General features: G+C 38.6%; 26 protein-coding genes. 14 read left to right on the forward strand and 12 right to left on the reverse strand.

The window, feature by feature from the left end; translation table 11 throughout:
* Positions 1-883: 883 nt before the first annotated feature.
* Positions 884-1,330: a hypothetical protein gene (locus tag ACE199_RS07985; RefSeq protein WP_375349284.1), complete on the reverse strand. Its 447-nt coding sequence runs from the start codon at positions 1,328-1,330 to the stop codon at positions 884-886.
* Positions 1,331-1,718: 388 nt separating this feature from the next.
* Here ACE199_RS07985 and ACE199_RS07990 point away from each other — a divergent pair, with 388 nt between their 5' ends.
* Positions 1,719-1,994, forward strand: coding sequence for a hypothetical protein (locus ACE199_RS07990; protein ID WP_375349285.1), 276 nt, complete (start codon positions 1,719-1,721; stop codon positions 1,992-1,994).
* Between the two features lie 163 nt (positions 1,995-2,157).
* On the opposite strand, the gene ACE199_RS07995 is transcribed toward ACE199_RS07990, so the two are convergent.
* Positions 2,158-4,353, reverse strand: a complete 2,196-nt coding sequence (locus ACE199_RS07995) for a transglycosylase domain-containing protein (RefSeq protein WP_375349426.1) — start codon at positions 4,351-4,353, stop codon at positions 2,158-2,160.
* A gap of 446 nt (positions 4,354-4,799) precedes the next feature.
* Here ACE199_RS07995 and ACE199_RS08000 point away from each other — a divergent pair, with 446 nt between their 5' ends.
* The 4 genes from ACE199_RS08000 (at position 4,800) to ACE199_RS08015 (ending at position 6,793) form a co-directional block, all read left to right on the forward strand.
* Positions 4,800-4,964 (forward strand): Spo0E family sporulation regulatory protein-aspartic acid phosphatase, encoded by a 165-nt coding sequence (locus ACE199_RS08000; RefSeq protein WP_375349286.1) that lies wholly within the window; start codon positions 4,800-4,802, stop codon positions 4,962-4,964.
* A 446-nt stretch (positions 4,965-5,410) separates the two neighbouring features.
* The gene (locus tag ACE199_RS08005) at positions 5,411-5,920 is read left to right on the forward strand and encodes a ferritin (RefSeq protein ID WP_375349287.1); all 510 of its coding nucleotides are present in this window, start codon (positions 5,411-5,413) and stop codon (positions 5,918-5,920) included.
* Between the two features lie 261 nt (positions 5,921-6,181).
* Entirely contained in the window at positions 6,182-6,325 is a 144-nt protein-coding gene (locus ACE199_RS08010; protein WP_375349289.1) for a hypothetical protein, read from the forward strand.
* A gap of 183 nt (positions 6,326-6,508) precedes the next feature.
* The gene (locus tag ACE199_RS08015; RefSeq protein ID WP_375349290.1) at positions 6,509-6,793 is read left to right on the forward strand and encodes a hypothetical protein; all 285 of its coding nucleotides are present in this window, start codon (positions 6,509-6,511) and stop codon (positions 6,791-6,793) included.
* Positions 6,794-6,843: 50 nt separating this feature from the next.
* On the opposite strand, the gene ACE199_RS08020 is transcribed toward ACE199_RS08015, so the two are convergent.
* Positions 6,844-7,287 (reverse strand): SgcJ/EcaC family oxidoreductase, encoded by a 444-nt coding sequence (locus ACE199_RS08020; RefSeq protein WP_375349291.1) that lies wholly within the window; start codon positions 7,285-7,287, stop codon positions 6,844-6,846.
* 146 nt (positions 7,288-7,433) lie between these two features.
* Here ACE199_RS08020 and ACE199_RS08025 point away from each other — a divergent pair, with 146 nt between their 5' ends.
* The 4 genes from ACE199_RS08025 to ACE199_RS08040 all read left to right on the forward strand — a co-directional run bounded on the left by ACE199_RS08025 (position 7,434) and on the right by ACE199_RS08040 (position 13,287).
* Positions 7,434-9,554, forward strand: coding sequence for an MMPL family transporter (locus ACE199_RS08025; RefSeq protein WP_375349292.1), 2,121 nt, complete (start codon positions 7,434-7,436; stop codon positions 9,552-9,554).
* A gap of 51 nt (positions 9,555-9,605) precedes the next feature.
* Entirely contained in the window at positions 9,606-10,277 is a 672-nt protein-coding gene (locus ACE199_RS08030) for a response regulator transcription factor (RefSeq protein WP_375349293.1), read from the forward strand.
* Positions 10,274-11,665: a sensor histidine kinase gene (locus ACE199_RS08035; protein WP_375349294.1), complete on the forward strand. Its 1,392-nt coding sequence runs from the start codon at positions 10,274-10,276 to the stop codon at positions 11,663-11,665. The genes ACE199_RS08030 and ACE199_RS08035 overlap by 4 nt, the downstream gene beginning before the upstream one ends.
* A gap of 359 nt (positions 11,666-12,024) precedes the next feature.
* Positions 12,025-13,287, forward strand: coding sequence for an MFS transporter (locus tag ACE199_RS08040; protein WP_375349295.1), 1,263 nt, complete (start codon positions 12,025-12,027; stop codon positions 13,285-13,287).
* Between the two features lie 71 nt (positions 13,288-13,358).
* Here ACE199_RS08040 and ACE199_RS08045 read toward each other — a convergent pair whose 3' ends face one another.
* On the reverse strand, positions 13,359-13,505 hold the full coding sequence (locus tag ACE199_RS08045; RefSeq protein ID WP_375349296.1) for a hypothetical protein: 147 nt from the start codon (positions 13,503-13,505) through the stop codon (positions 13,359-13,361).
* A 206-nt stretch (positions 13,506-13,711) separates the two neighbouring features.
* Between ACE199_RS08045 and ACE199_RS08050 the strand changes: the two genes are divergently transcribed.
* Positions 13,712-14,629, forward strand: coding sequence for a DMT family transporter (locus ACE199_RS08050; RefSeq protein ID WP_375349297.1), 918 nt, complete (start codon positions 13,712-13,714; stop codon positions 14,627-14,629).
* Positions 14,630-14,716: 87 nt separating this feature from the next.
* Here the strand turns inward: ACE199_RS08050 and ACE199_RS08055 are convergent, their stop codons facing one another.
* The 3 genes from ACE199_RS08055 to ACE199_RS08065 all read right to left on the reverse strand — a co-directional run bounded on the left by ACE199_RS08055 (position 14,717) and on the right by ACE199_RS08065 (position 17,034).
* Complete coding sequence (locus ACE199_RS08055) at positions 14,717-15,280, reverse strand: maltose acetyltransferase domain-containing protein (protein WP_375349298.1); 564 nt, start codon at positions 15,278-15,280, stop codon at positions 14,717-14,719.
* 44 nt (positions 15,281-15,324) lie between these two features.
* A complete protein-coding gene (locus tag ACE199_RS08060; protein WP_375349299.1) occupies positions 15,325-16,185 on the reverse strand; it encodes an amidohydrolase family protein in 861 nt (286 codons plus the stop codon).
* 93 nt (positions 16,186-16,278) lie between these two features.
* Positions 16,279-17,034 (reverse strand): YqjF family protein, encoded by a 756-nt coding sequence (locus tag ACE199_RS08065; RefSeq protein ID WP_375349300.1) that lies wholly within the window; start codon positions 17,032-17,034, stop codon positions 16,279-16,281.
* Between the two features lie 246 nt (positions 17,035-17,280).
* Between ACE199_RS08065 and ACE199_RS08070 the strand changes: the two genes are divergently transcribed.
* Together ACE199_RS08070 and ACE199_RS08075 are read left to right on the forward strand one after the other, a co-directional pair.
* Positions 17,281-17,664 carry an SET domain-containing protein gene (locus ACE199_RS08070; protein ID WP_127759328.1) on the forward strand — a complete coding sequence of 128 codons (384 nt, stop codon included), beginning with the start codon at positions 17,281-17,283 and terminating at the stop codon, positions 17,662-17,664.
* 159 nt (positions 17,665-17,823) lie between these two features.
* Positions 17,824-18,036 carry a hypothetical protein gene (locus ACE199_RS08075; RefSeq protein ID WP_119117163.1) on the forward strand — a complete coding sequence of 71 codons (213 nt, stop codon included), beginning with the start codon at positions 17,824-17,826 and terminating at the stop codon, positions 18,034-18,036.
* A gap of 103 nt (positions 18,037-18,139) precedes the next feature.
* Here ACE199_RS08075 and ACE199_RS08080 read toward each other — a convergent pair whose 3' ends face one another.
* Positions 18,140-18,586 carry a DNA mismatch repair protein gene (locus ACE199_RS08080; RefSeq protein WP_375349301.1) on the reverse strand — a complete coding sequence of 149 codons (447 nt, stop codon included), beginning with the start codon at positions 18,584-18,586 and terminating at the stop codon, positions 18,140-18,142.
* A 246-nt stretch (positions 18,587-18,832) separates the two neighbouring features.
* Between ACE199_RS08080 and ACE199_RS08085 the strand changes: the two genes are divergently transcribed.
* Entirely contained in the window at positions 18,833-18,991 is a 159-nt protein-coding gene (locus ACE199_RS08085) for a hypothetical protein (RefSeq protein WP_375349302.1), read from the forward strand.
* 69 nt (positions 18,992-19,060) lie between these two features.
* Here the strand turns inward: ACE199_RS08085 and ACE199_RS08090 are convergent, their stop codons facing one another.
* Positions 19,061-19,648 carry a TetR/AcrR family transcriptional regulator gene (locus ACE199_RS08090; protein ID WP_375349303.1) on the reverse strand — a complete coding sequence of 196 codons (588 nt, stop codon included), beginning with the start codon at positions 19,646-19,648 and terminating at the stop codon, positions 19,061-19,063.
* A gap of 132 nt (positions 19,649-19,780) precedes the next feature.
* Here ACE199_RS08090 and ACE199_RS08095 point away from each other — a divergent pair, with 132 nt between their 5' ends.
* Positions 19,781-20,167, forward strand: a complete 387-nt coding sequence (locus ACE199_RS08095) for an MFS transporter permease (RefSeq protein WP_375349304.1) — start codon at positions 19,781-19,783, stop codon at positions 20,165-20,167.
* Positions 20,168-20,289: 122 nt separating this feature from the next.
* Here ACE199_RS08095 and argF read toward each other — a convergent pair whose 3' ends face one another.
* The 3 genes from argF to ACE199_RS08110 are packed head-to-tail and all read right to left on the reverse strand — an operon-like array spanning position 20,290 to position 25,437.
* Entirely contained in the window at positions 20,290-21,252 is a 963-nt protein-coding gene (argF, locus tag ACE199_RS08100) for an ornithine carbamoyltransferase (RefSeq protein WP_375349305.1), read from the reverse strand.
* Entirely contained in the window at positions 21,249-24,362 is a 3,114-nt protein-coding gene (locus ACE199_RS08105; RefSeq protein WP_375349306.1) for a carbamoyl-phosphate synthase (glutamine-hydrolyzing) large subunit, read from the reverse strand. Before ACE199_RS08105 ends, argF begins: the two co-directional genes overlap by 4 nt.
* Positions 24,355-25,437 (reverse strand): carbamoyl phosphate synthase small subunit, encoded by a 1,083-nt coding sequence (locus ACE199_RS08110; RefSeq protein WP_375349307.1) that lies wholly within the window; start codon positions 25,435-25,437, stop codon positions 24,355-24,357. The genes ACE199_RS08105 and ACE199_RS08110 overlap by 8 nt, the downstream gene beginning before the upstream one ends.
* Between the last annotated feature and the right edge of the window lie 84 nt (positions 25,438-25,521).

A 25,521-nucleotide genomic window follows, 5' to 3' on the forward strand; every position in this document is an offset into this window, starting at 1 on the left:
TAAGGTAAATAATACTACAAATTCAAACTTAATTACCCAGAAAAAGTATTAACTCTATAAAATAACAAACTACAAGAATGCGCATCTCTGATTTTAAAAAATAAATACATATGTCATATGCACTTCCTTTTAGCGCACAAAAAAGGATTGAGATCAAAATTGCTCAATCCTTTTTTATTGCTGTCGTTCTAAGAGTAAGCGTCCAATCATTTTTTCTTTACTGTTTGGCCCCGATGAAGGACCTTTCCCTTATCCAATTGCCCCTGTTTGTCCTTCATAACCCTGATGAAGGACTTTTCCTCTGTCTATTTGCTCAATTTTGTCCTTCATGTCCCTGATGAAGGACATTTTTCTTGTCCAATTGCTCCTGTTTGTCCTTCATAACCCTGATGAAGGACTTTTCCTCTGTCTATTTGCTCAATTTTGTCCTTCATGTCCCTGATGAAGGACATTTCTCTTGTCCAATTGCCCCTGTTTGTCCCTCATGACCCCGATGAAGGACTTTTCCCTTGCCTGTTTACTCCAGTTTGTCCTTCATGTCCCTGATGAAAGACATTTTCCTTGTCCAATTGCTCCTGTTTGTCCTTCATAACCCTGATGAGGGACATTTCCCCTGTCTATTTGCTACAGTTTGTCCTTCATGACCCCGATGAAGGACTTTTCCCTTATCCAATTGCCCGATTTTGTCCTCTAACACACTTTTTTGGGATGGCAAAAAAGGAATTATCTGATGAGAATAGGGAAGGCTGCCCCGAAAGCGATTCTTCATGACTTTTGGGACAGCCTCGAAATGAGCCCTATCGTTTTATTAACAATATTGTTTAACATAGCCTTTAATTAAAGAAGAGATAAGTATTTCACCTCAACTTCTACCCTGTATCAGTTACCACTCTCTATTCGGATACATTTGGTGCCACTGTTGCCAAGTACCGTGAGGGTGTTGTTGATGCCACTGCTGCCAAGGTACGTAAGGATGATGGTGCTGAGGTTGATGGTGATGTTGTTGATATTGCTGATGCCATTGTTGCCAAGTACCATGAGGATGGTGCTGGTGCCACTGCTGCCAAGGTACGTAAGGATGATGGTGCTGAGGTTGATGGTGATGTTGTTGATATTGCTGATGCCATTGTTGCCAAGTACCATGAGGATGGTGCTGGTGCCATTGCTGCCAAGGTACGTAAGGATGATGGTGCTGAGGTTGATGGTGATGTTGTTGATGTGGTTGATGTGATTGGTGCTGTTGATTCCATTGCTGCCAAGTACCGTGAGGATTCTGCTGATGCCACTGTTCCCAAGGTACAGATGTAGAAGGCGATTGACCAGGTTGCATTAAATTCACCTCTTCTTTTCATTTATTCTTTACAGCTTATGGAAGTTAGTTTTTAAAGAGCTTATCTATATTAAATACGGGCTTATACTAGTTAATTTTGCTGAATCAAACTCCGAAATTAGGTAAGGGTCTATACCTCTAAAGCATGAATACATACATTACCTTATATGGTTTGGGTTCTTTAGGAAGATGGATTGTTCTTTTTTGATGCAGCTAATTGGCGGAATTGCCCTCCCTACTCATTGGGCTATCACCCTTCGCATTCCTTGAGGAAGGGGTATTCTCGCCTATTTTTTTGATAAAACCAATTGCTCATTAAATACATAGCAGCATCTAGTATTATCTATAGTGATATAGAGGGAAAATGTTCATCATAGAAAAAGGGGAAATGAGTAAGTTGAAGGTTTTTAGCAGCATCTTTCATTTTATAGAAAAAATGTATCGTGCCAGTCGTGAACTGTTTTGGTTATTTTTTATATTTATCCTTTTCCCATTAGTTACGATAGTAATCTTTATCAGCGGTCGGGATTATATGAATGAAGGAGCAACGTTAACAGGAATTGGTCTATATAGTGTAGGGGTGGTATTTGCTTTACTTACTGTTGGATTTATATACGGTACAGTTTCAGATTATATCGACAAATTAAAACAGCGAAACAAGTAAACTAAAGAGACAACGTTGAGCGTTGTCTCTTTAGCCTGCTTCCCTTTTATTATGTTTAACATCAAGTTAACCTGTTCCTGACATTCATACGATACTTTAATCTCTTCAACAGTACTTGGCACTTTCCACAAGTATGACTTCGGCAGCCTCGATACATCACTGATTACACAGCTTCTATTCTTCTTTCTCTTTCTTCTTCTCTTCTTTCTTTTCTTCCTTTTCTTTCTTCTTTCTCCTCTTCCTTCTCTTTCTTCTTCTCCTCTGCTTCTTTCTTCTTCTCCTCTGCTTCTTTCTTCTTCTCCTCTGCTTCTTTCTTCTTCTCCTCTGCTTCTTTCTTCTTCTCCTCTGCTTCTCTCTTCTTCTCTTCTGCTTCTCTCTTCTTCTCTTCTGCTTCTCTCTTCTTCTCTTCCTCTTTCTTCTGCTGTTCCTCTTTCTTCTGCTGTTCACTAAGCTGTTTTTCTATCGCTGCTAAACCAAATTCTTTTTGGGAAAATTCCGTAGTAGACTTAGAGAGTATTTCTTTAAAAACTTTTGTGACAGTAGCGCCGCTTGATTCTAGCAAATAATGATTTTCATCCGTTTTATCATATCCCATCCAAACTGCTCCAACAATTTCTGGGGTATATCCTACAAACCAGTGATCTTTTGATCCGCCGTCTGAATTAGCAAAAGGCAGCTCTGTTGTACCCGTTTTACCGGCAACTTCCCAGCCCTCCACTTGCGCCTTTACTCCTGTGCCTTCTTCCACAACCCCTTTGAGCATATAGGTTATTTTCTGAGCAACTGAAGGATCTGTAACCTTTGTAGCATTATTGTGCCATTTTCCAATGACCTCTCCATCTGCATCTTCAATTTTTTGAATAGAATGTGCTTCTACTCGTACACCATTATTAGGGAAAGTAGAAAATGCTTGAGCCATCAATAAAGGAGATACCCCTTCGCTCATACCTCCAAGTGCGATACCTGGAGTATAATCCTCTTCTTTTAATGGAATACCGAAGCGCTCCAATGCATTCGTACCATATTTCAATCCCATTCTGTCTAATAACCATACAGGCGGGATGTTATAGGAATGTACCAGCGCCTCATACATGGTCACTTCTCCATGGAATTGTTTATCCGCGTTCATTGGTTGATAGCCATCGATATTAATAGGTGAATCTTGTAATCTATCAAAGATTTCGTATCCTTGTTCTAAAGCAGGAGTATAGGCAGCCAGCGGTTTCATCGTAGATCCCGGTTGTCGTTTTAATTGAGTAGCATGATTAAACCCTCGAAAAGTATGTTCCCCTCTCCCTCCAACAAGTGCATTGATTCCGCCTGTTGAGGGGTTGATGAAGATGGCTCCACTTTGAATCAGCTGGTCTGATTGGCTTTCAGGAAACATCTCTTCATCCTTATACACCTGTTCAGCTGCACTTTGTATCGTAGGATTTAATTCTGTAAAAATATGTAGTCCACCCGAAAGAACCTCATTTTCTGTAAGATCGTATTTTTTTATAGCTTCCTCAATAATATGGTCTACATAATAAGGATATTTCCCTTTATAATCGTCAATCTTTTTACCCGCTAAGACAATCGGCTGATCCTTTGCCTGTTCCACATCGTTTTGACTGATATACCCTTCCTTTTTCATTAACGATAATATGACATCTCTCCGTTCAACGGACCGTTCCATATCTTTAAATGGTGATAGAATGGAAGGGGCTTTAATCAACCCGGCAATCATAGCCGACTCGCCTAACGTTAATTCACTAACATCCTTGCCAAAGTATGTTTGTGCAGCACGCTGAATGCCCCACGCTCCTTCACCAAAATAAATCTGATTTAAGTACCGTTCCATAATTTGATCTTTCGAGTATGTTCGTTCAATTTTTTTCGTAAAAATAAGTTCTTTAAACTTTCGTGTATACGTACGTTCTTGTGTTAAAAAAGCATTTTTGGCTAACTGCTGAGTAACCGTACTTCCACCTGCCACAATTTCACCGCTTAGTGTGTTTCGAGTCAATGCCCGAATAATTGCTATATAATTAATTCCATCATGCTTGTAAAAACGCTGGTCCTCTGTTGCAATAACAGCATGAATAACGTCTTTTGGAATCTTTTTTATACTAACTCCTTCAATATTAGAAACAGCAATTTTACTAGCCACATCTCCATTTTGATCATAAATAATAGTTGGCTGTGGAGCCGGATTTTCCAGTTTACTAACATCACTTCTCCAAATGAACATATTCAGTATGAGAAAACAACATAAGGCCATTGTTAAACCCGCTATTAAAATCTTCACCTTCATACTTTTAGAATTCAACTTACTCCAAATCCTATTAGATGATTTTCTTTGCTTCCTTCTTTCCATTCTTCCCACGTTTTATTCCTACCTTCTAATCTGATGATGTTTAGCAAACAACTGCTGCATAAAGGTTATTGTTAAATATAAAAGATATGTAGGTCAATAGGGAATAAGTAACCTAATTTTTCTCCATAGAATGTAAACTATATATCAAAAGTTATATAAGAATTTTTATAGGGGATACCAAACATAACACCTAACCATTCAATTATTCTCAAGACCTAGATTAAAAAAATCAATAAACAAAAGGACATTACATATTTTATCTGACTAATATGTAACGCCCTTTCTTGTTCAACGAAGGCCCGCATCTTTACTTCACTCTTTTGAATCACCTTTATTTATGAACAAAATGAACTAAATAACAAAATTGTTTTTATTTGGTATAAAATATTCTACAGTAATTTACATAATTGTAGTTTTTAAAAATAAATAGGAGGTAAGTTACAAAGGTGAACGTTTTATCCCTTCAAGAGCTAGAGTATAGAATTGACGTGTTAAGAACCCATATGATTGCTATAGGAAAATCAAAAGGACTTAACCATCCTAATACAATTAAATTCAGTCAAGAGTTAGATAGTTTATTAAACGTATATCAAAAAAACAAATTGAAATAATCCATTCTTCTGTGCAATCGTTTTTATCGAGTGTGACATAGAAGAAAGATAGATTTCGTCCCCTCTCATTCCACTAAACTTCCTTGTTTGAATGCCTTTAATAACTATAATGTGAATTGGCGAGATTCCCCCCTTCTTTAAAATTTTAAAAAAGCCACTGTTCAAGTGACTTCGGGTTTAACATACATGCGAGAAGCGATACATACTAAATTTTATACAGTTACTCCCCCATTTTGCTCATCTACTATTCTTCTTCTCAAAAGTTCAACAATGTTAATAGGGATTTTGTTCTTTTGGGCAATATTTAAAACTGCCATAATCTTCTCCGCTAATTCTTTAAGGAAGAAATTAAGTTATGAGTAAAGCTTTTTTGAACTTTATATATACAAGGTACATTTATTTTCCTTTTTTATACACTAGAGTATGAAATATATAGGGGGATTAACATGAATGAAGAACTTCAAAAATTAATGAACAATTTAATTCAAATTGAACATGTTTCAACAACACTATATCTTGCCATGTCTGCGTATATGGGCAGGCTGAACTTAACCGGCATGGCACACTGGTTGCGTTTACAATCAGAAGAAGAACGAACTCATATGCTAAAACTGATTGATTATGTTGTTGATAAAGATGGAACTGTACAACTCAATAATATTCCTGCCCAACCTACTGACTTTGGGACACCACTGGAAACGTTCCAAAAGGTGTTAGCTCATGAACAATTCGTTACAAACGCTTACCGCCAAGCGTATAATTATGTAAATAAAGTGGATCCTCAAGCTTCTGTTATTATACAAGACTTTTTAAGAGAGCAAATAGATGAAGAAGCGCAAAGTCTAACGATTGTTAATCGTCTAAAACTTGCTGAAAATAACCCGTCTGCCCTCTTATTATTAGATCAAGAATTAGGAAGAAGAACCAATGCACCAGGGGCACCTGCAGCTGGTTGAAAAAACTAGGAACATCAAGAGTTTACATAAAAAGGACCTCCATTTAGGGGTCTTTTTTTATGTGCGAACTGATTTTAGAAGCGCACTCACTCTTCCGCTTAATTAGCGAGATTCCTCCTCTCAATTAAATTAAGCAATCGTTATATATGAACACCTCTGCTTCGTTTATATAAAAATCTTCACAACATCACAGACTGAATAATACGAAGACTTTCTAGAGATAATAGGTGATGAAAAATGGATATTAGGAGGATAACCTAGGTGAAGTCAAACAAAAACCAGCAAAATAATAAAATAAACAGTAAGGAACAGGTTGTACAAAATAAAACTGACCAGTTAAAAGAGAGTGTCTCTGCCTCAAAAGATGGATTTCGTTATGATTACGATGATTCTTCAGACGTCTAATCTAAATGTTAATTACACCCTTGAGCGAGCTTGAACCGCATATTAAAATGCGGTTCATTCATACATTATAAGCCCTCCTGTTAGTTCAACAAAACATTCCTTCTATCAAAACCGTGCAATCATCATTTTAAATCAGTGAAAACAACGATGATTTATTTAGACTTTTTCATAAGAGGTGAAAAAATGGATTTTCCAACAATCCATACGAATTTTTGGGATGCTGTTATAGCTATTCCAGTTATAATTATTATTACTCAACTTTTAAAAATCTTTTTACATATTCCTTCAAAATTTGTTCCAACTCTAGCCTTAGCCCTTGGTTTAATCATTTCCGTTTTCATTAGTCATAGGCATAATTTACTTGCTGGCATTTTCATGGGATGGTTTTATGGCTATGCAGCGATTGGAAATTACGCTGCTTTAAAAACTACTATTATCAATTTCAGAAAAAAAAATAAATCATCTTAGTACAAGCTCAAAATCCTACTTAGGGCGAATTGGCGGGATTTTCACTTTATTCAATGAGATTCCTTTCTTAATTCATCTGTCATTTGTTCTACTAACTCAGGTCTTCCATGAAACTGAGCAGGTGTATTTTGAAACAGTTTAATACGCCATTCTCCATTAATGTTTACTAGAACAAGAGTATGATGTGTGTTTACTTTAGGATTGATGTCTGATTGTTGTGGCGGTACCATTCCAGCAATGGCTCTCAAAATAGCTATGTCCGAACTCAAAAAATGTACATCTTTCACTTTGCTAATGAATCGAGCGGTTGGATGGTCTTCAAAGATTGGTTTGAGATGCAAAAATATTTCTTCCTTACCAATAGATTGACTTCCATCAAACCCAATACTCTCGCCGTCATCCATAAATAAATCTGCCATTCCGCAAGCACTGCGATTGTTCCATGCATCTAAAAGCTTTTTATAAATAGCTTTTACTTCAAATGCTTTGTCCATAACGCTTCCCTCCTTAAATCCTCTGCTAGATACTTACGACTACTATCATCATAACCAATCTCATGACGATATTGTAAACAAAAGTTGATATTAAATTTATGTTCATTCAGTATCATGGCAATTGAATACTTTAAGGAGGTTTCATTGTGAAAAAACTGCTATATCCAATTACAGACTGGGTTTCAACAAAGCGTGGAATGTGGATCACGATAATCGTCTGGCTTCTCCTGATGATTGGCTTAAGTGCCGGTCCAAAGCTTGGCGACTATAAAGTAACCAACTTCCAGTCGCTTCCCGATGAGGCGAAATCCATAATAGCTGAACAAAAAACGGAAGAATTATTCCCAAATGATCAAGGCACACCCGGAATCCTTGTTTTCCATAATGAAAATGGTGATGTCAATATCGAAGAAGCTAAACAGATATTGGACGGGATTCTAGCTGAAGATATTAAAGAAATTGAATCGATTGTCGATATCAGCAAGCTTCCCCCGAAAGCCGTGGAAAGCTTTATCTCTGAAGACGGAACAACAATGATTGTGCCGATGGTGCTGGAAGCTGGACTTGGCAATAACGTATATGCCGAAATCAATGACCGAGTTTCCGAGATTGGTAACGAGATTGCCGAAACGCTCGATAGCACTAACTTTTATATAACTGGCCCGGCAGGAATTGCGGGAGATACTATTAAACTGTTTGAACAAGCGGACTTTGTTCTGCTGCTTGCAACGGTTGTCATTATTTTAGTATTGCTTATCGCTATCTACCGCTCACCATTACTTGCCTTCATACCACTGCTTGCAACGGTCATCGTTTACCAAGTTGTGAATCAAAGTGCGGCCTTAATGGGTGCTGGCGGACTTGAGATTAATAACTCAACGACCTCGATCATGAGCATCCTATTGTTCGCAGCCGTAATTGATTACTCCTTGTTTGTTTTCTCCCGTTACCGCGAGGAACTTAACCGTTACGAAAGCAAATACGAAGCCATGAAATATGCGATGCGTGCTACTGGAGAACCTGTATTATTTGCAGGAGGAACTGTACTCGCTGCGATGCTTATCTTATTCTTCGCCGATTTTCGTGATTATCAAAACTTCGCGCCAATCTTCGGAATGGCCATGTTCTTTATCATGCTGGCTTCCATCACTTTGGTACCTGCGTTATTTACACTGTTCGGCCGAAAAGCATTCTGGCCTAAAGTTCCGAAGTACGGACAGGAAAAAGAAGTCAAGCATGGTATCTGGGGGCCGATTGCTAAGCTCGTTGTGAACAAGCCGGGATTATCAGGTGGAATCGTTGCAATCTTCATGGTGATAACCGCTTTTAATGTCCTGAACCTTGATTATGAATTCGACACAGTGAAAAAATTCCCTGAAGACCTGCCATCTCGTGTAGGCTATGAAATTGTCGAAGCGGGATATGATAAAGGGGAGCTTGCACCGTCTACCCTGCTTATCGTCAGCGATAAAGCTATGACAGAAGACGATACAGTAACGGTGATCGAAAAACTGCAAGGCTTTGATGAAATTGCATCTGCCCGCCTGACAGCAAAATCCGAGGATTCAAAGGCAGCGAAAATGAGCGTAGCCTTGACAATGAATCCATATTCTACAGAAGCAATTGACTTCATGCAGGAATTGCGTGAAGAAACACCAGCGATGCTGGACGAGCTTTCAATAGATGGTGAAGCTTATTACAGCGGAGTCACTGCCAAGTTAGTCGACGAGCGTGATGTAAATAACCGCGATATCGTTACGATTGTAATATTGGAAACCCTTCTGATTCTGGGGCTGTTATTCGCTCTTACCCGCTCGTTTAAGATGCCGATTTATATGATGGCGACAATTTTGCTGTCCTATGTATCCGCCTTAGGTCTTGGCATTTTTCTCGTCGATATCTTGTTCGGCTATGATGCACTCAGTACCCGTGTGCCAGTCTATGCCTTCATCTTCCTTGTGGCATTAGGTATCGATTATAACATTATCCTTGTTTCACGATTCATGGAGGAGAGGAAAACACGTAAGGTTAAGGAAGCTCTTGAAATTGCAATCCGCAATACCGGCGGGGTTATTTCATCGGCTGGTGTCATTTTGGCCGCTACATTTGCAGCTTTGACAACGATGCCGATTGCCGACCTGTTCGTCTTTGGATTCATGGTAGCTGTAGGCATCCTGCTCGATACATTCCTTGTCCGCGGAATGCTTCTCCCTTCATTAATATTGTTATTTGAAAAAGATAAGGAGACCTCTCATAATAGTCTATAGAAATACAGAGGGGTCTCCCCTCTGTATTTCTACTTGTGAGGAGGTCCGTTAATGAAAATACTCGTTGTAGATGATGATGTTTACATTCAGCAGCTTATATTTATTCATTTAAGCCGTGAAGGCTATCAAGTATACCGCGCTAATAATGCTGAAGAAGCATTAGCCTTTTTAGAAGAGCAAACCGTCGATTTAGCCATTGTCGATGTGATGATGCCTGGGATGGATGGATTTGAATTGACCAGACTATTGTCAAATGACTTCCAAATACCCGTCATTCTGCTTACCGCTAAGGGACAGCTTGACGATAAAGAACGAGGATTTTTATCCGGTTCGGAAGACTATATTGTGAAACCGTTCGAAGTGAAAGAACTGCTATTCCGTGTAGCCGTCGTTTTAAGACGTGTTGAACGAGCAATGGACACCGTAATCAAAGCTGGAAATCTTATGATGGACCGCAAAAGCTTTGAAGTGGTAATTAATCAGGAAACTATCCTTCTCCCTCTAAAAGAGTTCGAATTGCTAAGTCTTCTTGCTGCACGTGTGAATAAAATTACACCTCGTACTGCATTGGTTGAGCAAGCATGGGGAGTCGATTATGAAGGCGGCGAACAAACGCTTAATACACATATCAACCGCGTCCGGGAACGCTTAAAAAAATATGAAGCAACGGTAGAAATTCAAACTATACGTGGAATCGGCTATAAGCTCGAGGAAATGAAATGAAGACTCTTTATCGGAAATTCATCGTTGCAACACTTGCTATTTTAATTATCAGTAGCACCATTGGTTTTACATTAGCTAATTTCGTCTACGCGACTTTTACAAAGGAAAAAATTGATCGGCAACATGTAGCGATTGCCCAGGAAATCGCCTTAGGTCTTGAGAAAATGCATTCATCTAGTTCTTCTTTTAGTTCCTATTTAGAATCCATGGGCAATCTTGGCTATCAACTTTATCTGGTAAATGAATCAGGTGAAGAAGCTTATTTTGGCCAGCCTTTTACGAAAAAAGAGCTTCCAAAAGAAGCAATGAAGGTGCTTGAAGAAAAAGAAATCTATCATGGAATGAATAATTTTTCCGATGAGCTTCTGTTGATGGGACATTTCTCAAACGACTTAAAAAATACTGTCGGCGTTCCAATCACCATGAATGGACAGCAATACGGCCTGTTCCTGCGTCCAAATAACAAACTGCTTTTTTCAGATATGCATATGATTCTCTTAGGATTTCTTGTCGCAATTACCGCTGTTAGCATCGGCGGAGTAATCTTGTTTGCCAAGCACCTCATCCGGCCGATTACAAAGTTAACGGAAGCGACCAAAGAGATTACGCGCGAGAACTTTAATTACCCTTTAAAAATCGAGCGCAAGGATGAGATTGGCGAGCTGGTAGAAAGCTTCAACACGATGCAAAGACAATTACAGCATAATGACGAAGCCCGCAAATCCTTTATCAGTAATGTGTCTCATGACTTTCAGTCGCCACTGATGAATATTCAAGGATATGCCGAACTGCTAAAGACACAGGAATTAACAAAAAGTGAACACAGCGAATATGTACAAATTATCGACGATGAATCAAAGCGACTTTCAAATCTTACAAAACAGCTCTTGCTCTTAACGTCTCTTGATCAAAAAGCCTATCCGATGAAGCTCTCAGACGTCAAAATGGATGAACAAATCAAAGAAACGATACGCAGATATCAATGGCGGCTGGAGGAAAAGGAAATCGAGGTCTCCTATAAACTTCCCCCTGTCCGTTTCAAGGCTGATCCTGAGCTTATGGTTAACGTCTGGGACAATTTGCTGACAAATGCAATAAAATATAACTCTTATAGGGGCAGTATTTGGATTAGTCTAGCCCAAACTGAATCTGGTATTAAGCTTATTTTTAAAGATACCGGAATTGGGATAACCGAAGAGGCCCTCCCTCAAATTTTCGATCGATTTTACCGTGTCGACTCGGCCCGAAAAAAAGATGGAACAGGGCTTGGCTTGGCCATCGTTAAGCAAATTATCACCTTACATGGAGGGGAAATTATGGTCGACAGTAAGGTGGGTGAAGGAACAACCTTTACAATCTTGCTCTCTTCTTCGAACTCCCCCGCTTAAATTTGAAAGTGACCTGTTCGGTCTCCTGCAGAGATAGAATCTTGTAAGTTAGCTCTTACTGTACGCTTGGTTTTCGCTTCCTCGATACGTATGGAGGCAATTGAGCGTTGAACCATTTACAGGAAATACCACAAGACTCCCACTTCTTTTCGGGCTATACCCTGCCCAAAATGGAAGTGGGAGTTTTCTTTTCTAAAAAGATAAATGAGGAGAGCGATAAGCTTTTCATTATCTGAAGCACCTAGATATGGTTTATACTTATTATGGAAATTACTTTTTCAAATATGGGAGGCTATTCGAAATGATGGAAACGCATACATTATTCACTTTCTTCAGCGGCCAAGATGGACGTATACACCATGGATAACAGCAAACGTCCTTATTACGGTTGGTATATTGTTTTATCTGCTTCAGTCATTGTTTTGCTGACGATGGGAATGCGGATGGGAATTGGACCTTTTATGGAGCCAGTTATGGTTGATTTAGGGTTGTCTCGAACGAATCTTTCCATCATTGTTGCCATTGGGATGATTGTTTATGGAATCGGGATGCCCCTAGCAGGAATGCTTTTGAAAACCTTTAGTACCCGTTTCGTAATGTTAGCAGGATTAACCGTCGTATGTTTATCCATTGTGTGGACGGTTAATTCAACAGGGAGCGTCTCTTTTCTGCTTTCTTTTGGTGTTTTCCTCTCACTTGGACTTGCTTTTTTAAGCAATATATCCTTATCGCCTATCGTCAGTAAGTGGTTTGTTCGCCAAAGAGGGAAAGCGCTGTTTTATTTAACAACAGGCGGAATGGCTGGCATCGCTGTTATGACACCCCTTGAAACGTGGTTAATCCACCTTGTCGGCTGGCAGCAAACTCTCCTTATATTCGCCGGAGTGTTCATTTGTATCGTTCTTCCTTCAGCCATCTTTATTATGCATGAAGATGTTCCTAAAGAGGCGGATGGTGCAGGAGCTGCGGGCAATAAAGGGAGACAGGAGGCACCTCCAGATATTACATGGAAAGATGCCGTGAAGACACGGGCTTATTGGCAGATCGTACTCGGATTATTCGCCTGTGGATTTGGAATGAATCTTTTAGGTTCCCATGGAGTTCCTATGTTAATGGATCATCATTATGAACCAATGGTGGCTTCATTTGGTGTTGGGATGATCGGAATTGTCGCAATATTCAGTTCCCTGTTTTTAGCACAGCTTGCTGACCGTTTCCCTCGGAAAAATATTTTATTTTTAGTCTATTTTGTGCGCGGACTAGGGTTCCTCGGTTTAGTTTTGGCAGCTACGAACTGGCAGCTCTTTTTTGTCGCCATTACTGGCGGATTAGTATGGGCGGGGTCCATTGCCATGTCGACAGCCATTTTAAGTGATTTATATGGAGTACGTTTACTTGGAATCTTAAATGGTTGGGCTTTTTTTATCGGACATCAAATTGGAGCAGCATTAGGTTCATTCCTTGGCGGCTGGGGATATGAAGTGTTCGGTACTCATTTATTTTCATTTGGCATTGCTGGACTGCTTGGGATTATCGCCAGCTTCGCATCTATTACACTGCCTCAACATCTATCCTTCCCTAAGCAGCTAGAGCTGGATAAACAGCGTGCTTTAACCAAATAACCAGTAAGCTGACAATCATTTGTATAGCGATTGTCAGCTTTTTTAGTTGCGGATTAACTGTCGAGCCATTGTTAAGGTTTCGCAGGTCCTTTTTCCTTATCGGAATCCGTATTGGACCTTTCTACTATTTGATTCAATTCCCCTGTATCCCCTTTTGCATTAATGATTTCAAATAGTTGATTTAATCCCTCGCTAGTTTGTTCATCATTATCTTTCATCACGCAACCTCCCTCTTATCATTACTATTATCATTTTCCAATTCATCAGTAATATTCTAAGATTGCTCTAGACCAATCCTAGAGCTGCAAGTCATGTATAACATCGAGAAAAACTTAACATAGAAAATTGAGCTTTTTAGCTGTTAATTATTGGGTAAAGTTGTATAATCAATCAATCATTAAATATATTTGAAAGGTTGTTTGTAATGGGCTATTCGAAAATCCATCTAATACTTATTGGAATCATGGCTTCTTGGGGACTAAACGTATCTATTATTAAAATGTTAGTAGCGCATACTGAGCCTGTAACCGTTACTTCCTTAAGAATCTTCACAGCTTCCTTGGTTGTTTTTATTGTCCTTTACTTCCTTGGTAAAATTCGTCTCCCTAAAAAATCCGAACTTTTCTATGTTTTCGGAGGAGCTCTTTTGAGCGTCGTTTTACATCATTACTTTTTAGCGGAAGGGTTAACAAAAACTTCAGCTACGAATACCGGATTAATTTTAGGTATGGGACCGCTTTTGACAGTTATTTTATCTCTGTTATTTTTTCGTAAAAAACCGACTTTCATTCGCTTGCTTGGTTTTATTTGTGGTGGTGTGGGTGTTAGTTTTACCGTTCTCGCTGGAGGCAATGGGATTCATTCTATTAATCTAGGAGATGTGGAGATTCTACTCTGTATTCTTTCACAGGCGTTAAGTTTTATTTTGATTAATCAGGCATCCAAAACGATGGATCCACGCCTTTTAACAGGTTATATGCTGCTGATTGGCTCTTTTCTTCTTTTCGCCATTAGCTTATGGAAGGAGCCAGAAGGTTTAGCATCACTTGCTTCTGCTCCACCTACTATCTGGGCAGGCTTCTTTTTCTCAGCTGTGATTGCCACAGGACTAGGGCATATGATTTATAATTACTCCATCGGTCAAGTTGGAGCGGCAGAAGCCTCTATATTTTTGAATTTAAATACCTTTTTTTCTTTAGTTTGGGCCGCTGTTTTTCTTAATGAAACGATTGTACCAGCACATTTCATCGGTCTATTCTTCATTGTTGCAGGAGTATTGCTTGGCTCAGGGACAGTAGAAATGTGGATGCTTCAGAGGAAAAATAAAAATTTATCGACCTAATAAAAAAGCCCCGAATTGTTAGATCCACCTAACAATTCGGGGGCATCAACATCGCCGCTAAGAGTCCGGTTCACTTCTTCAAACTCTTTATCCCCGTCCCATTTGTTTAATGATTTTTGCAGGATTTCCACCCGCTACCACACTATCTGGCACATCTTTTGTTACAACTGCACCTGAAGCGATAACGACATTATTCCCTATTTTAACTCCAGGATTAATAACAGCTCTCCCGCCAATCCAGACATTATGGCCAATATGTACGGGCAACCCGTATTCTGCACCTGATATTCTTTCAGTTGGATCTAGCGGATGCGTCGCTGTATATATGTGTACACCTGGTGCAATCATACAGTTATCGCCTATCCGAATTTCACAAACATCCAAAAAGACGCAATCAAAATTAGCATAGAAATTCTCTCCAACATGGATGTTGTAACCATAGTCACATCGAAATGTTGGTTCTATATATAGATTTTCCCCAGTTGAACCAAACAGTTCTTTTAATAGTTTCGTTCTTTTATTATCGTCTGTTTCGATTGTTTGATTGTATAATCTAGTTAATCTTCGAGCATTGAATCTGTCTTGTAGTAATTCTTGATCGGCTGCATGATAAAGTTCACCATTCAACATTTTCTCTTTTTCCGTTTTCATTGTTTTCAAACCTCCTTATCAAATTGTGCAGATCGAATTTTGCATTAACCAATCAATTCTAAAAAGTTTTTTCCGAGTATATATTCCTTTTCGTTATCAGGAATTGGAAGTGAAGCAATCCAACCTTTCTTTGCCGAATAGTCATATTCATTAAATTCCTTCATTCCATATGGCCCGTCGCAGCCATAAAGAACTTTACGATATCCTAAAGATTCCACAGCTTTCTTTACAAGAGATGAATTAAGATAATCACTCGATGTATCGACAAATACATTGGGTTGATCCTTAACGTATTTCCATAGTTTTTTCCAAAAGGGAAGACCGGCGTGAGCATAAATTAATTTAAGTTTAGGATAATGTTCAGGTAAATATTTATAAGAGTCTCGTTCTGAAGATAGATGAATAATCATGGGGAGGCCTGTTGATTCACACATGGCCGCAATTGGATCAAGTGCCTTAATACTATATTGATGCATGAACGGATGCACCTTTATTCCAATAAAATTAGGTTTATGAAGATATAATTCTACTTCTTCCATGGATACGGGAATCATGGGGTTTACTGTTACCCAGCCTAGAAATCGATCTGGAAATCGATCAATTGCAGCAGCAACAAGGTCATTATTCGGCTTAGTGAGAATCTTGTATGAACTTCCGTAAAGGTTCAAATAGCCATCCTTTACTAAACCGTCATAAATTTTGAGTCCAATTTGAGGTGCATGCAGTATGAGAGAACGGAATAATTGTTGTATATTATGTTGAAAAGTGCTATTTACTTCAAACATGGTTTCGTTCATGGGGGCAATTAGCGCTGTTTTAGCTACATTATTTTTATCCATACCCTCTATCATTTTTTCTAGAGTCAACATCGTTTCATCTACATGAAAATGGCAATCCACAATCATTTTTATCCGCTCCTTCGAATTCCTTTATCCGCGTGATTTCGTGAATGCACCGTCTTCAGCTCTTCCTTCTTCACTTGGCGAGATCCCAAACGATTAGTCAGATGCATGAACTAAAGGCCATATACGAACCTCTATCTTTTTTGAAAAATGCAAGATAGGCTGGTCACTTTCAACCTGAATCCCCTGCTTGGATAGCATCGTATTCTGACTAAATTCCGCCTCTGCGTTCTGCAGTGACCAAGGCTGATGCAGAATATCGCAGCGAAGCGGTACCCCCTTTTTGTTTAGGGTATAAAGGCAATAGCGCTCAGACATCCACTCATCGAAAGAGCCTTTAGCTGCGTGATATGGCTCTGAGATTGGCCTATAGCTACATACAAATTGCACATCATCGCCACTTCGCCTCTTGCTTTCATAGCCTATGCTAGACCCGTTACGCCTCACTGTCATATCAGCATACACATATGGCAAGTGGTAGAACGCTTTGGCCCCCCACACCGCAAGCTGGTTGGCAGCATCGAGACTAAAGAAGTACACCCCGGGCTTGCCATCAATGGTTACATACGTCCGAACGTTGAGCTCAGGAAATCGATCCGTTCCAGGAACAGGCGGCAAGCCTCGCATTCGAATACCCGTCATATGAAACGGAACAACACCAATCCAGCCCATACCGTTAAAAGAATCCAAAGGCAGCACATTAGGTACCAGCATTTGTAAAACTTCAAGTTTAATCGGATAATGAGCAAACAAAAGATCGTTCCATGTCTGCTTCATAATCCAAGGCAAATTAGGAAGCGGCCATAGACGATGCCCTTCGTCCCATGAAGCTTTTTCCATGTGTTCTTCCATGACTTTGCTACCTCCATATTTTTAATTACATTTTTTCCCTTTAAGTATACCATGAGTGCTAGTATAGTTTTCTGTCCTTTGTACAATAATTGTTATGAAAAATAGAAGTTCTTCTCAATACCAATAGAACTCATTATTTTTTAAAAAATAAAGCATAATGGCGTTAATATTGAAACTTTTCATTACTTAATTTCGATAACAATGTTACAGTTAGAAAGAAACTTTAAAAGTGAGCAGGTGAAATCCATGATTGAAGTAAAAACCTCTCCACTAAGTGATGGAGAATTGAATAGAGGGGTATTCGCTACTCGCGATATAAAAAAAGGCGAGCTTATACATGAAGCACCAGTCCTTCCTTACCCTAACGACCAACATGAACACGTCGAGCAAACACTGCTCGCTGATTACGTTTTTGAGTATGGGATCAATCATACTGCGATTCTTCTTGGCTATGGAATGCTTTTTAACCATTCGTATGAACCGAATGCAACGTATGAGATTAATTTTGACAATCACACGTTTGACTACTATGCATTCACAGATATAAAAGCAGGGGATGAAATTCTCATTAATTATAATGGCGATGTCGATAACAAAGATCCCCTATGGTTTAATGAAGAACAAGATTGAACACCAGGCGCCTTCCCTTTTAAAAAGAGAAGGCGCCTGATTTGTTTATTTAATTTTATTAAGGGAAGCCCTCGAATAAGAAAATTCGAGAAATGATTGGTATTTAAAGGAAAAACATCCTTTATGTCGAAATTAATTAAATAAAGGGGATGGACCCAAATGAATAAAGTTGATTTATTAAAAGCTTTACGTAATTCCAGTCGAGGTAATTTTTTTGCAACAGAGATTCCAAAGGCTACAAAAGAAGATGAAAAAAAGATTGAAGAATTGCTTGCAGAATTAGCAAGCGAAGGAAAAATCAAGTTAAGAGAATGTATACAGCGAGAATACTCCGTTTATTTACATGGCATAATTAAGTATGCATCCGAATAATTGGTTACTTTTTACGACATGTGAGTTCCTTCATCTTTAACAAATAAGAAAGGCTGTTACAACAGCCTTTCATCCTAATATGATCTTACAAACAGTAGATTTTTTATAGTTTTCCCATAACAAAATCATATTGTAAACGTTCCTCTAGCTTTTCTAAGTTCCCTCCATTTTCTATAAAAGTATTGAATTTATCAGCCATTAACTTTCCAGAGTTTTTGTTAATGTGTTTAACTTTTAGCAGAGTATTCACCTTCACAATATCAGGAGTTACATCCCTACGATGTGATTTACCTGGAATTTTCGCCCACATTTTTCCCCAATCATCTAATAAACCCATTTCATCAAAATAATGTTTTTGCAAGCCGCATAACCACGCGATACAAGAAATGTTCCGCTTCTGACACCCTTCCCCATCCTTTAAAAATTCACACCCCTGACAACAGGAATTTCCACTTCTAATACAGACGCTGCAAATTTCATTAGCTCCAATTTCTTCAAACACTTTTAACCCGTACTGGATGAGATGCTCTTTTTTCATTTCAATACTCATTATTTTCTCCCACTTTACTTAGTTGATAAAGAGATTCAATATGTAGTATCCGTCAACTTCCCCTTTATATTAGTTTGATACTAAATTTAACAATCCCACCCTCTACTAACCTAATTTAAAGCCGTTGATTTCCTGCGTTTTTAAATTGCTTACACAGATTGTCATTAATTATGTTTGTTGTGAATTTCTTTCTAATACTTGAGCATATTAAAAACCATATTATTTGAAAGCGAGATGAAATAAGCAATGTCTAAACAACAAGGTGTGCAAAATAGCAATCAAATGAGAGAACAAATCGAAAAACATGATAAAAGAAATGATGTTGAACTAGGCAGTGAATATCAAATTGGAAACACAAATTCACAAAGCCAGAAAAAAAGCGGACGTCAAGCAAATAAAAAATAACCTCATCTTCGAGGTTATTTTTTTAATATATCGAACAATACCCTTCCTACTCTCATTTAACCAACTTAATTACAATCTCCTTATAAAAAAGATGATCTGAATATACATATCGGCCATTTCCTCAGGCGATTCGGCTAAGTGATTAGTAAGCCATTGCTCAATCAATCCTAAAAAAGCTGAGGTAGCAAATGAAGATAAATACTCATTTGGAATAGCCAAGTCCCGGAAAAACGCCTCGTTTTGCATCATTTTTTCACCAAAGTGATGAACAAAAAATTGTTTAAGCCTTTTATGAAAGCCAAAGTGATTATTTTCCCCTAAAAACACTTGAAAGAGTTCTACATTAATTTGAATATAGCGGAATACTTCAACAGCAAGCATAGAAATTTGTCCTTTTTCTGCTTGTTGCAGCAAGATATCTGGTTTTAGACGCTGTAAATGTAATTCAAGTCCCCCTAATAAGTTTTCCTCCATCTGGTTAAGAAGATCATATTTGTCCTGATAATGTAAGTAAAAAGTTCCCCTGTTAATCGCTGCAGCTGTTGTAATGTCTCGAACAGATACTTTCATGAAATGCTTTTCCTTTAGTAACTGCAAAAAGCTTTTTTGAATTTTCTCTTTCGTCTTTTCAATCATTTCATCGTAAATTGACTTCATGCTACTTCCTCCGTACTAATGAACAGTTACACATTTTTTGTTTATTGCCTTCATTCTATCAATAAAATAAACTAAAAGCATAGCATTCAACACTGTGTTGAATGGCGTACAATAAAACGGAAGGTGATTCAAATGAAAAAGTCGAATACGATTATGATGATAACGTTTTTAATTGCTGTTGGAATGATTGCCAAAGCGTTTATACTAAATGAAGATGTTAAAGTGTTTTTACTAATCTTCTTTGCAGTTGGTACAGGTTTAGGATTATTACGTTTGTTCGTTAACAGCTCAATTAAGAAGATGAAAGGGAAAGGCTGGAAGACTAAAGTATTGTTCTTTAGTGTTTTACTTGGCTTAGGACTACCGTTCCAATCTTGGTTTAGAAACGACGTTTTATTAAGTATGAATCCGTCTTATTTAACAAGCAGCTTAATTATTATGGTTGTAGGCGTCCTATTTATGACAACTTTCTTCGGCTATATCACAAAGAAACTAACTGTAAAGAGCGTATCAGAATAATTGGCGAAATTATGAGGCAAATTGGCGAGATTATTGCATGAATTGGCCAGATTATCACCAATTTTGGCGAGATTCCGTCGTACAAAAAGAAGCTGCTCCGAATGAGCAGCTTCTAGTTTATTTTATTTAGACATTAAATCAACAAGTACCGCTTTTTGTGCATGAAGTCGGTTTCCAGCTTGGTGGAAGATAACAGAGTTTGGTCCATCAATCACCTCTGTTGTTACTTCTTCCTCGCGGTGTGCCGGTAAGCAATGCATGAATAAGTAATCTGGTTTTGCATGTTTCACTAATTCTGCATTAATTTGATAGTCTTTGAATGCTTCTAAGCGAATGCTGTTTTCTTTTTCTTGCCCCATAGAAGTCCAAACATCAGAGTAGATAATATCTGCATCTTGGATTGCTTCTTCCGCTGAGCTTGTCACAACGATTTGACAGCCATTTGCTGCTGCTTCTTTTTGAGCAAGAGCGACGATTTTCTCATCTGGTTTATAGCCATCTGGACAGCCGATTGAGAAGTCCATGCCCATTTTCGCACAAGCGACCATTAAGGAATGGGCCATATTGTTTCCGTCCCCAATATAGCTCATTTTTAATCCTTTTAGCTCACCTTTAAGTTCCACAATCGTTAATAAGTCAGCAAGCACTTGGCATGGATGAGCCAAATCTGTAAGACCGTTAATAACCGGAATTGTAGCTGCCCCAGCTAGCTCTTCGATTTTCTCATGTTCAAATGTACGAATCATGATGCCATCTACATATTGTGAAAGAACTTTTGCTGTATCAGAAATCGTTTCACCACGGCCAATTTGAATGTCATTGCTGCTTAAAAATAGAGCATGACCGCCTAATTGCAACATCCCTACTTCGAAAGAAACCCGTGTACGCGTGGAAGATTTCTCGAAGATCATACCAAGTGTTTTCCCTTTTAATGGCGCGTATTCTTCACCAGCTTGTAATTTCGCCTTAATGTCTTGTGCTAATTGTAATAGCCCAGAAATTGTTGACGAAGATACATCAGCAATCGCTAAAAAATCTTTGCCATCAATAATTTTTGCTTCTTGATTAATTTCTAGCGTGTTCATACGTGTGATACCCCTTCCTTTTTCAGCCATTCTTGAAGTGGTGTAACATCAAAGTCTAAATTCGTTAATGATTGAAGATACGCTTTGTATGTTTCTTCTTGAGTAAAAGCAAGCAAGCGATATTTCGCTGCCATTAATCGCATCTTTTTATCTTCTTCTGTTGATCCGTATGCTAATACGACTCCAGCTTCTTCCTCTTTGATCCATGCTTCAAAGTCTGCATCGGTAATCGTAAGACCAGCTTTTACCGTCGCATCAATTAGCTCTTGGCTTAATTGTGCCGATGCTGCTTGGAATACACCTGTTTTATGCTTCGCTTTTTGAGCGTGGAATACTTTCGCTAAAGATTCTGGCATCGAGCTTGCAATCGCGATTCCTTCACCAGTGGACTTCATTTCTGGTCCTACTTTTGAATCCAAGCCGCTTAAAGCAAACGTTGAGAATACTGGATATTTCACAACAGAATACGGAATGTCTTCCATTAATCCTGTTTTCTCAAATACATCTGAAAGCTTATACGTACCAAGCAATACTTTCGTTGCTACTTGAACTAATGAAACACCTGTCACTTTACTGATGATTGGAATAGTCCGGCTTGCACGTGGATTTACTTCCAGTACATATACTTGCTCTCCATCAATCACAAACTGAATGTTCATTAACCCATTATAGTTAAGCTCATTCACGATACGCTTCGCATAATCGACCATTTTTTCTTTCGTAGCTTGTGATAATGTTTGAGCTGGTAAGAACGCCATACTGTCTCCTGAATGGACACCGGCTTTTTCTACATGCTCCGCAACGATTGGCACATAAATATCAGAGCCATCTGCAATTAAATCAATTTCAGCTTCTTTCGCAGGAATATAAGAATCAATTAACACAGGATAAACAAGAGCCACACCGTTCTCAATGCGATTCAATAAGCTTTCTTTTGAACGAATGATTTCCATTCCTTGACCACCGATTACGTAAGATGGTCTTAATAAAACTGGGAAACCAATTTCTAGAGCGCTTTCGATTAATTCATCAACGTTGTTGGCCATCGTACCAGGAACGTGAGGAATATCCAGCTTTTGAAGCAATTGATAGAAACGATCGCGGTCTTCTAATTGATCCAACGTATCAAACGATGTACCAAGCAGGTTCACGCCGTATTCTTCAAGCCCTTGAGCTAAATTTATTGCGGTTTGACCGCCGAATTGAACAATAACATCTTCAATACCTTCTGCTTCAATGACATTCATGACATATTCCAGCGTTAAAGGCTCAAAGTATAAACGATCTGCTGTAGCAAAGTCCGTACTTACTGTTTCAGGGTTGTTATTAATCATAATTGTTTCAATATCTTCACTTTGAAGTGCATATACCCCATGAACCGAACAATAATCGAATTCAATTCCTTGCCCAATACGAATTGGACCGCTGCCGATCATTAACACTTTTTTCTTATCCGTTTTTACTTGTTCGTTTTCACCGAAATAAGTAGAATAATGATAATTTGTATGTGATTCAAATTCCGCTGCACATGTATCAACTGTTTTATAAACAGCTGTTACACCAAGCTCTTTACGATACGCTCTCACTTCTTGTTCGGACATATTCCATACAGAGGCAAGGTAACGGTCAGAGAAACCTTTTTCTTTATACACTTGCATCTCAGCCTTCGTCACATCTTGCAGTGACTGAGCGCTAATTTGTTTTTCAGTTGCAATTAACGATGCAAAGGAGTGTAAGAAGAAATAATCAATCTTCGTTGCTTCATGAATTTCTTCCATTGTGACACCTTTTCTAAGCATCTCAAAAATAACAAAAATTCGTTCGTCTGATTTCTCAGCGAGTTTTTCCCATAGCTCTGATACTGGTACATCAGCAAGGGATTTCAGTTGTAGACCTAATGTTTTTAACTCTAGAGAATCAACTGCCTTTTGAACGCCGCCTTCAAAGTTACGATGCAATGCCATAACTTCTCCAGTTGCTTTCATTTGAGTACCTAGTTTACGCTCTGCTGTTACAAATTTATCAAACGGCCAGCGCGGGAATTTCACAGCGACATAATCAAGAGCTGGCTCAAAGCTTGAGTACGTGCTCTTTGTAACTGGGTTGATTAGCTCATTTAAGTTATAGCCTACCGCAAGTTTTGCTGCGATTCTAGCAATTGGATAGCCTGTCGCTTTAGAAGCAAGTGCTGATGAACGGCTAACTCGTGGATTCACTTCGATTAAATAATATTGTTTGCTGTTTGGATCAAGCGCAAACTGAATGTTACAGCCGCCGATAATCCCAAGAGCCGAAATAATTTTAATAGAAGCCGATCGCAACATTTGGAACTCATCATCCGAAAGAGTTTGTGAAGGTGCCACAACAATCGAATCTCCTGTATGAATGCCGACAGGGTCGATGTTTTCCATATTACAAATTGTAATACATGTATTGTTTCCATCACGCATTACTTCATATTCTACTTCTTTATATCCAGCAATGCTTTTTTCAATTAAACATTGCGTAATTGGGCTTTCTTGTAAACCGCCGCGAACAAGCTCTTTAAATGCATCCATATTATCGGAAATTCCGCCGCCTGACCCGCCAAGTGTATAAGCAGGACGAACGATAATCGGAAAACCAATTTCTTCAGCAAAAGCAATCGCTTCTTCCATCGTGTGAACAATCGTGCTATCTGGAACAGGCTCATTGATTTCAAACATCAATTGGCGGAATAATTCACGGTCTTCCCCTTTTTTGATAGAATCAATCGGCGTTCCAAGTAATCTCACATTATATTTTTCTAAAATGCCCGCTTCATCTAATTGATAAGCTAAATTCAAACCTGTTTGACCACCGAGTGTCGCAAGCAGACCGTCCGGCTTTTCCTTTGCGATAATCTTCTCTAATGTGTCAACTGTCAGTGGTTCGAAATAAACAGCATCTGCATTAATTTCATCTGTCATAATTGTTGCTGGATTATTATTAACAAGAATAACTTTGTATCCTTCTTCTTTCAGGGCTAGACAAGCTTGAGTACCTGCATAATCAAATTCTGCAGCTTGCCCAATGACAATTGGCCCTGAACCGATGACTAAAATCGTTTGTATCGTGTTGTCTTTAGGCATATACTTTCTCTCTCCCGCTATATTCATTGATTAGTTGCAAAAATTCATTAAAATGTACAGAGCTTTCAGCCGGTCCTGGGTTTGCTTCTGGATGGAATTGAGTCGTAAAGATTGGAAGTTCTTTATGCATAACGCCTTCTACCGTTCCGTCGTTTACATTTTTAAAACGAACTTGCAGCGATGTTTCTTCAAGGCTCACTTCATCCACTTCATAGCTATGATTTTGTGAACTCATATACACTCGGTTCGTTTGTAAATCTACAACCGGTTGATTCGCACCACGATGTCCGAATAGCATTTTCTTCGTATCTCCGCCAAAAGCTAAGGATGTTAATTGATGACCGAGACAAATTCCCAATGTTGGATAGCTCGAAATCACTTTTTTAATATTCCCTAGTAAGTGAGTTAACTGTTTCGGGTCTCCAGGGCCATTCGATAATAAAATACCGTCTGGGTTTAACCCTTTTACTTGTTCATATGTTGTATCAAACGGAACAACCGTCACGCGGCAGCCTTGATTAAGCAATGAATCTAAAATCGATTTTTTATAGCCGAAGTCCATCATGACCACATGTTTTTCGCCATTTCCATAGCTAACGATTTCTTTTGTTGATACTTCTGCTACATATGCATCAAGGTCTGTTGTACATGACTCAAACGTATACGCTGCTTCAGAGGTGATGGCTGCTTCCATCGATCCTTCTTTACGAATATTTTTAACGACCGCTCTTGTATCCACATGACTTAGAAGTGGAATATTCCATTTATCTAAGTACTCTTTCAATGAATACTCCGCTTGATAATGAGAGTGATGCATATTGCCTTCGTATACAATAACTCCTGCCACATGCGGCTTTTTGCTTTCAAAATCATATTCATTAATCCCATAGTTTCCGACTAATGGGTACGTAAATACAATAATTTGGTCCTTATAAGAAGGGTCGGTTAATACTTCTTGATAACCTGTCATACCTGTAAAAAAGACAATCTCACCTGTGATTGCTTTTGTATTAGATTTTGTTAGTAGCTCACCTTCAAAGGTGGAGCCATTTGCTAAATGAAGATAGTTTTTCATCTTTTCACCTCTATAGATGATGCATATTTATATACAGAATAGCATTTTTATTCATTTTTATCTATAAAAATTCATACAATTTTG

Origin of the sequence: Peribacillus sp. Hz7 (assembly GCF_042136355.1) — a bacterium.
Taxonomy (GTDB): Bacteria; Bacillota; Bacilli; order Bacillales; family DSM-1321; genus Peribacillus; species Peribacillus asahii_A.

Excerpts from the sequence above, each read along its gene's own strand:
- ACE199_RS07985 (WP_375349284.1), bottom strand. The coding sequence starts at position 1,330 with ATGCAACCTGGTCAATCGCCTTCTACATCTGTACCTTGGGAACAGTGG.
- ACE199_RS07990 (WP_375349285.1), top strand. The coding sequence starts at position 1,719 with ATGAGTAAGTTGAAGGTTTTTAGCAGCATCTTTCATTTTATAGAAAAA.
- ACE199_RS07995 (WP_375349426.1), bottom strand. The coding sequence starts at position 4,353 with ATGGAAAGAAGGAAGCAAAGAAAATCATCTAATAGGATTTGGAGTAAG.
- ACE199_RS08005 (WP_375349287.1), top strand. The coding sequence starts at position 5,411 with ATGAATGAAGAACTTCAAAAATTAATGAACAATTTAATTCAAATTGAA.
- ACE199_RS08015 (WP_375349290.1), top strand. The coding sequence starts at position 6,509 with ATGGATTTTCCAACAATCCATACGAATTTTTGGGATGCTGTTATAGCT.
- ACE199_RS08020 (WP_375349291.1), bottom strand. The coding sequence starts at position 7,287 with ATGGACAAAGCATTTGAAGTAAAAGCTATTTATAAAAAGCTTTTAGAT.
- ACE199_RS08030 (WP_375349293.1), top strand. The coding sequence starts at position 9,606 with ATGAAAATACTCGTTGTAGATGATGATGTTTACATTCAGCAGCTTATA.
- ACE199_RS08035 (WP_375349294.1), top strand. The coding sequence starts at position 10,274 with ATGAAGACTCTTTATCGGAAATTCATCGTTGCAACACTTGCTATTTTA.
- ACE199_RS08040 (WP_375349295.1), top strand. The coding sequence starts at position 12,025 with ATGGATAACAGCAAACGTCCTTATTACGGTTGGTATATTGTTTTATCT.
- ACE199_RS08045 (WP_375349296.1), bottom strand. The coding sequence starts at position 13,505 with ATGAAAGATAATGATGAACAAACTAGCGAGGGATTAAATCAACTATTT.
- ACE199_RS08050 (WP_375349297.1), top strand. The coding sequence starts at position 13,712 with ATGGGCTATTCGAAAATCCATCTAATACTTATTGGAATCATGGCTTCT.
- ACE199_RS08055 (WP_375349298.1), bottom strand. The coding sequence starts at position 15,280 with ATGAAAACGGAAAAAGAGAAAATGTTGAATGGTGAACTTTATCATGCA.
- ACE199_RS08060 (WP_375349299.1), bottom strand. The coding sequence starts at position 16,185 with ATGATTGTGGATTGCCATTTTCATGTAGATGAAACGATGTTGACTCTA.
- ACE199_RS08065 (WP_375349300.1), bottom strand. The coding sequence starts at position 17,034 with ATGGAAGAACACATGGAAAAAGCTTCATGGGACGAAGGGCATCGTCTA.
- ACE199_RS08070 (WP_127759328.1), top strand. The coding sequence starts at position 17,281 with ATGATTGAAGTAAAAACCTCTCCACTAAGTGATGGAGAATTGAATAGA.
- ACE199_RS08075 (WP_119117163.1), top strand. The coding sequence starts at position 17,824 with ATGAATAAAGTTGATTTATTAAAAGCTTTACGTAATTCCAGTCGAGGT.
- ACE199_RS08080 (WP_375349301.1), bottom strand. The coding sequence starts at position 18,586 with ATGAGTATTGAAATGAAAAAAGAGCATCTCATCCAGTACGGGTTAAAA.
- ACE199_RS08085 (WP_375349302.1), top strand. The coding sequence starts at position 18,833 with ATGTCTAAACAACAAGGTGTGCAAAATAGCAATCAAATGAGAGAACAA.
- ACE199_RS08090 (WP_375349303.1), bottom strand. The coding sequence starts at position 19,648 with ATGAAGTCAATTTACGATGAAATGATTGAAAAGACGAAAGAGAAAATT.
- ACE199_RS08095 (WP_375349304.1), top strand. The coding sequence starts at position 19,781 with ATGAAAAAGTCGAATACGATTATGATGATAACGTTTTTAATTGCTGTT.
- argF (WP_375349305.1), bottom strand. The coding sequence starts at position 21,252 with ATGAACACGCTAGAAATTAATCAAGAAGCAAAAATTATTGATGGCAAA.
- ACE199_RS08105 (WP_375349306.1), bottom strand. The coding sequence starts at position 24,362 with ATGCCTAAAGACAACACGATACAAACGATTTTAGTCATCGGTTCAGGG.
- ACE199_RS08110 (WP_375349307.1), bottom strand. The coding sequence starts at position 25,437 with ATGAAAAACTATCTTCATTTAGCAAATGGCTCCACCTTTGAAGGTGAG.